The organism is Jatrophihabitans sp., assembly GCF_036388195.1.
GTDB lineage: Bacteria > Actinomycetota > Actinomycetes > Mycobacteriales > Jatrophihabitantaceae > Jatrophihabitans_A.
In genome coordinates this window covers 1-5,741 of sequence record NZ_DASVSG010000158.1, presented here as the reverse complement: position 1 = coordinate 5,741, position 5,741 = coordinate 1, and the positions used below count along the sequence as shown (strand labels likewise).

Sequence of the window (5,741 nt, the reverse complement as noted above, 5' to 3'; positions counted from 1 at the left end):
TGACACCCTGATCACGCTGCCCCGGGCGATGGCCCAGCCAGCCGCCTTCGACGTCGAGCGGGCCGTCCCCCAGCCCGCCCGGCCGGCGGGCAAGGCGCCGGCGCCTGAAGCGTCCGAGAACGCCGCCAGGACCCTGATGCGCGCCGCGGCCGTCCTCAACGAGCCGGCGGCTGCCAGCGCGCCGGAATGGCGATCGCTCGGGCCGTGGACCGTGCCGGACGGCCAGACCTACGGCAGCGCCAGGGTGAACGTCTCCGGCCGGGTCTCGGCGATCGCCGTCGACCCGTCCAACCCGGCCCATGTCCTGGTGGGGGCGGGCAATGGCGGTGTCTGGGAGAGCTTCGACCGCGGCGACAGCTGGGCGCCGCGCACCGACGACGCCCCGACGCTGGCGGTCGGCGCGCTGGCCTTCGACCCGGCTGATCCGGCCACGGTGTACTGCGGGCTCGGCGAGGGCAACTTCTGGTGGTTGCTCGGCGCCGGTGTCCTGCGCTCCACCGACGGCGGGACCAGCTGGGCGCAGCTGTGTGCCGATCCCTTCGTGGGCAAGGGTTTTCACGACCTGGTGGTCGATCCGGTCGACGGCCGGCACCTGGTCGCCGCGACCACCGGCGGGCTCTACGACTCGATCGACGGTGGCCTGAGCTGGGTGCCGCGACACGGCGCGGTCAGCTGGACGCTGGCCGTCACCCAGGAGGAGATCCTGGCCGGCGTCGCCGACGGCCTGCTGCGGTCCATCGATGGCGGGGTGACCTACAGCATGGTGACGCTGCCGGGCGCCCCGGCGGAGTTCACCAGGCTGGCCGTCGCGGTCGCCCCGTCCGACCCGGCCATCGCCTACGCCTGGGGATCCGGCGCGCCGTTCGATGCCGACGACAAGCCGACCGCCTACCTGTGGCGGCGATCCGGCGGCGCCTGGGCCTCCGAGACCGTCCCGCCGGACGTGTCCACCGGCCAGTCCTGGTACGACTGGTTCCTGGCGGTCGCGCCCGACGACGCGAACCAGATCTACTGCGGCGCGATCAGCGTCCACCGCGGCGCCCGAGCCGGCGATGCCTGGTCATGGCTCGACATCGCGAGCAAGCCGACCGGGGACTCGATCCATCCCGACCAGCACGCCATCGCCTTCGACACCGCGAACCCCGACATGCTCTACGTGGGCAACGACGGCGGCCTGTACCAGAGCCCCGATCGCGGCATCCACTGGCTGCATCGCAACAACGGCCTGATCATCTCCGAGCTGGAGTACCTCGGCCAGTCCATCGGGACATCGCGCTGGCTGATCACCGGCACCCAGGACAACGGCACCGAGCGCTGGCAGGGATCAATGACCTGGGAGCACGTCGCCGACGGCGATGGCGGGGACTGCGGGGTCAACCGCGCCAACCCGTCCATCGTCTTCCACACCTACTACAACATGAACCTGGAGCGCTCGACCACCGGTGGCGGCCCGGACAGCTGGACCGACATCTCGCCGCCGGTGCCCTTGGGCGAGGGCAGCCCGTTCTACCCGCCGTTCGAGACCAGCGCCACCGACGGCGACACCATCGCCATGGCCGGCCAGGCGCTCTACGTCTCCCGCGACAACGGCACCGGCTGGACCCGGCTCGCCTATCCGACGCCGGCCAGCGCCAGCGGCTGCTACATCCCCGACCCCGACACCGTGCTGGTCGGCCTCGGCGACGGCCGGATCCTGCGGACCAGCTGGTCCAATGGGGCGTGGGCGCCGCTCACCCACCTCGCCACCCCGCGCGCCGACGCCGCGGTGAGCGACATCGAGGTGGATCGGGGCGACCCGGCCCGGTTGTGGGTCACCTACTCCAGGATCGACGGTGGCCGGGTCTACCGCTCCGACGATGCCGGAGCCACCTGGACGGACTGCACGGCGGGGTTGCCGAACCTGCCGATCACCGCTCTCGCGCTGGACCCGGCCGACTCCGAGCGGTGCTGGGTGTCGGCATCGCTCGGGGTCTATCAGAGCCGGGACGGCGGGGCCAGCTGGACAACCTTCGCCGCCGGCCTGCCGAACGCCTACGTCGGGGACCTGCTGTTCCACCCGCATGCGCGGGTGCTGCGGGCCGGGCTGCGCAGCCGCGGCGCCTGGGAGATCCCGGTGGACGGCTGGATGACCGAGCCGGTCTGCGCCACCCAGTGGACCGGCGAGCTGGCCGGCGACGAGACCCAGAGCTGGTTCAGCTTCGGCTGGCCGGCGACCTGGCACGTGATCTGGACGGTGGCGCCCACCACCGAGCGTCCGGGCGCTGCCCAAGTGAGCTGGAAGACCCAGGTGGAACGGGGGACCGCGGAGTTCGCCACCTACTGGATCACCGTCACCAACCTCACCGCCGACCCGGTGAGCTTCGAAGGCCGCTACTGCGTACTGAGCCGCTACTAACAGGAGCGAGAGCCATGTGGACAGGCATTCAATGGACCGGAACGGTCGCCGCCGGCGTCAGCGACCAGTTCTTCACCTTCGGCTGGCCCGCCGAGTGGCACGTCGTCTGGTACGTGATGCCGACCACCGTCCAACCCGGGGCGCCGCAGCTGGACTGGGACGTCGCCGTGGAGCGGGGCGACGAGGGACACTGCACCTACTGGATCACCGTCACCAACCTCACCACCGTCCCGGTCGACTTCGAAGGCCGGTTCGCCGTCCTCACCTGACTCCGGAGTGTTCGCATGGAGATCATCATTCGCACCGGCGGACGGAAAACCGTCCCGGACGCCGCAGCGCCCACGTTGCCGCCGAGCCCGGCACAGCCGCCGCCCGAGGTGGCGGCGCGGGCGGCGGCCAGTGGCGCCATCAACGCCGGCCCGGCGCCCGCGGGGCCCCCACCGGCCGGCAAGCGCCATGCGGCGCCCGCGGCCTCCGCTCCCAGCCCGCAGGTCGGCGCCGGCCGGCCGACGGAGGCCCGGTCCGCCGGCGGGGCGCCGGCCTCGCTCTGACGGCCTTGCCCTGCTGGCCTTGCTCTGACGGCCTCGCTCTGACGGCCTCGCTCTGACGGCCTTGCTCTGCCGGGCGGGAGTTAGCCTGCCTTGGTCGAATGCTGCGGGCAGAGCCCGAACACCTCGAGGGTGTGGCTGACCTCGGTATAACCGGCGGCTGCCGCGACCCGCTCGGCCCAGGCCTCGACCTCCGGCCCGCTGACCTCGACGCTGCGTCCGCACTGCCGGCAGACCAGGTGGTGATGGTGATCCTCGGCCGGCGCGCCAGCCCCGGCCGGCACTCCGCAGAGCCGGTACTGGGACTCGCCGTCGGCGGTGTGCACCACGTCGGCGCTGCCCTGCTCGGCCAGCATGGCCAGGTGCCGGTACACCGTGGTCAGGCCGATCCGGTCGCCACGCCGGCGCAGCTCGGCGAACAGGTCCTGAGCGGTCCGGAAGCCGTCCGCCTCGCGCATGATCGACTCCAGCGCCTCGGCCTGGCGGGTGTTGCGCAGCCGGGTCGCCGGCGGACCGGCCGGCGCAGGGTGACCTGTCCGTCCTGCCGTCATGGCCCCTCCTCCTGCGACTTCCCGGGCGTTTGCGCCGGCTCGGCCGTTGCCGCGCACCAGTGTCCCCTATCCCCGCCGCGCCTGGGTGGGCGGCGGGGAGATCATGCGCCGAGCCGGTCCAGCTGCTCGGCGGTCAGCGGCGTCAGGTTGGTGGTCGCCATGGTGACCGCCGCGTCCGGATGCACCGTCACGGTGTCGACGGTCACCGCACCGGTCCGCCGGTCGATGGTCAGCAGCACGAACGGCGCGTTGTTGCGCGGGGTGGACAGGCCACCGAGGCCGTCGCCCTCGCCGTGGCCGCCGGTGCTGCCGACGATGATCGTGCGCACCACACCGTCCGGCGTGGCCACCTCGGCGCTCGGCCTGCCGCTGTAGTCGTGGCCGCCGATCACGATCGGCACGCAGCCGCTGCCGGCGACCTCGCCCAGCAGTTCCTTGTCGTGGGCGTAGACGGCCAGCGGCGGGTCGTCGCAGGCCGCCTCGCGCAGCCCGGTGGCGACCACCTCGGTGGTGATCGCCGGGTCGATCAGCTCGGCCGCTGAGCCGAAGTTGACGACGTAGGGGCTGTTGGCGCCGAGGAAGCTGGCGCCGGCGATCTTCTGCGCGTCGCCGCCGGCCACCGAGAAGTGGACCTTCTTGGCGTACGCGGCGACCGCCGGGGTGTCATGCCGGCCCAGCGAGGTGTACACCGGCACGTCGCCCGCGTAGTGCGCCAGCACGTCCACGGTGTAGCTCTTGAGGTAGGACAGGTAGGACTCCTGGGTGGTTCCGGTCGCGGTCAGGTCGCCGAGGTTGACGATCGCGTCCGCGGAGACGTGCTGCGCGCTCTCGCCGACCACCCGGGCCATGCCGCTGGTGCCCTGCAGGTCATCGAGCACCGCGATCCGGATCACTGCCGGGTTGCGTGGCAGCGTCGGGATGCCGAACCGGGCCTCGAACGCCGCATCCCGATTGGCCGAGACCCGGTCGTAGAAGGCCCGCTCGCTCTTGCTCAGCGAGTCGATGGCGGTGGCCGCCTGCCCGATCAGGTGCTTGAACGGCCCGGTGATCTGCCAGCCGGCCAGGAAGGTCTGCTCCAGCCGCTGGTCCGGTACCACCGGCTGGTGCTGGTCCGACAGCGGCGAGCAGAGGTAGCCCGCCGGGATGAGCACCGCCAGCATCGCCACGATCGCCGCCGGCCGGGCGGCGGCTCGTTCGGGCCGGCGGTCATCGAGGACGGCTGCCCGCTGCTGCGGACCCAACCCGGCCACCGCGCGGCGGCGGTGCTTGAGGTAGGCGTAGCCGAGGATCTCCAGCATCGCCACCAGGTAGGCCGTGCCGAAGCCCACCGTGCCGTAGTAGCGCAGCACCGCGGCGGTAACCTTCTCCAGCTCCTGCTGGCGGGCCTGCTCGTCGGCGAACAGGTGGCCCGCCACATCGATGGTGGTCCGGTCCAGCGACCCGCTGGCGGTGAACAGGGTCAGGTCGAGGGCGGTGGGCCGGATGTCGATGCCGAGGTGCTTGCCCAGCACCACCGGGCCGGGACGGCGCAGCCCGCCGAGCAGGCCTGAGTCGATCTCGACGGTGTTGCCGCCGACCTGCAGGTCCACCTGGGCGCTCAACCCGTCCAGGCCGGCGTCGGTCACCGTGGCCGGCGGCGCCCAGGACACCGCCGTCAGGCCGGCCGCGACCGGGGTCAGCACGAGGGCCAGAACGGTCAGGATCCGCAGCGCCAGTCCGGTCGGGAACCGGCGGGGCGGCGAGGCCGGCTGGATGAGCCCGGCCGGAGGCAGCTCGCGCGGGACCGCCCGCTCGAGATCTTGCCGGCTGGTCACCGTCTGCAGTTTAGTGCGCGTGCTGGACGACGTGCCTTCCTGACGGCTGATCCGGGCTAGCTGCTCGGCCTACTCCGACGGGGCTTCGGGGCTCCTGGCCGCCCGGGCGGCGGCCTCGGCCAGGTCCAGCTGCTCGGCCTGCTCCGGAGTCGGCGCCGTACCGCCGAGCCTGGCCGGGAGGAACTTCAGATCGTCGCCGGTCAGCGGCGGGTAGGCGTCCTGGGCGGCGTGCAGCAACTCGGTCATCGCCTTGCGCAGCGAGTGCAGCACCATCTGCGGATCGTCCTTGCGGCTGGCCGGGATGGGGGCGCCGACGCTCAGGATGATGGGCGTCCTGGTTCGTCCGAGCCGCTTGGGGTGGTCCTTGGTCCAGATCCGTTGCGATCCCCAGATCACCGTCGGCAGCAACGGCATCCCGGCGGCGGCTGCCATC

The 5,741-nt window shown here is 72.4% G+C and carries 5 protein-coding genes and 1 pseudogene; 3 read left to right on the top strand and 3 right to left on the bottom strand.

All coding sequences use genetic code 11. From position 1 onward, the window contains the following. The 3 genes from VF612_RS15990 to VF612_RS15980 form a co-directional block, all read left to right on the top strand. The coding region (locus VF612_RS15990) for a WD40/YVTN/BNR-like repeat-containing protein (protein ID WP_408660844.1) at positions 1–2,395 on the top strand (2,395 nt) is incomplete at its 5' end. Between the two features lie 14 nt (positions 2,396–2,409). After that, positions 2,410–2,664, top strand: coding sequence for a hypothetical protein (locus VF612_RS15985; RefSeq protein ID WP_408660843.1), 255 nt, complete (start codon positions 2,410–2,412; stop codon positions 2,662–2,664). 15 nt (positions 2,665–2,679) lie between these two features. Beyond that, entirely contained in the window at positions 2,680–2,946 is a 267-nt protein-coding gene (locus tag VF612_RS15980) for a hypothetical protein (protein ID WP_408660842.1), read from the top strand. An 80-nt stretch (positions 2,947–3,026) separates the two neighbouring features. Here VF612_RS15980 and VF612_RS15975 read toward each other — a convergent pair whose 3' ends face one another. From VF612_RS15975 to VF612_RS15965, 3 genes and pseudogenes are all read right to left on the bottom strand, one after another. Continuing rightward, a complete protein-coding gene (locus VF612_RS15975) occupies positions 3,027–3,494 on the bottom strand; it encodes a Fur family transcriptional regulator (protein ID WP_408660841.1) in 468 nt (155 codons plus the stop codon). Between the two features lie 101 nt (positions 3,495–3,595). Then, entirely contained in the window at positions 3,596–5,308 is a 1,713-nt protein-coding gene (locus tag VF612_RS15970) for a hypothetical protein (RefSeq protein ID WP_408660840.1), read from the bottom strand. Between the two features lie 69 nt (positions 5,309–5,377). Beyond that, positions 5,378–5,741 (bottom strand): annotated as a pseudogene (locus VF612_RS15965) (1-acyl-sn-glycerol-3-phosphate acyltransferase); the annotation flags it as partial.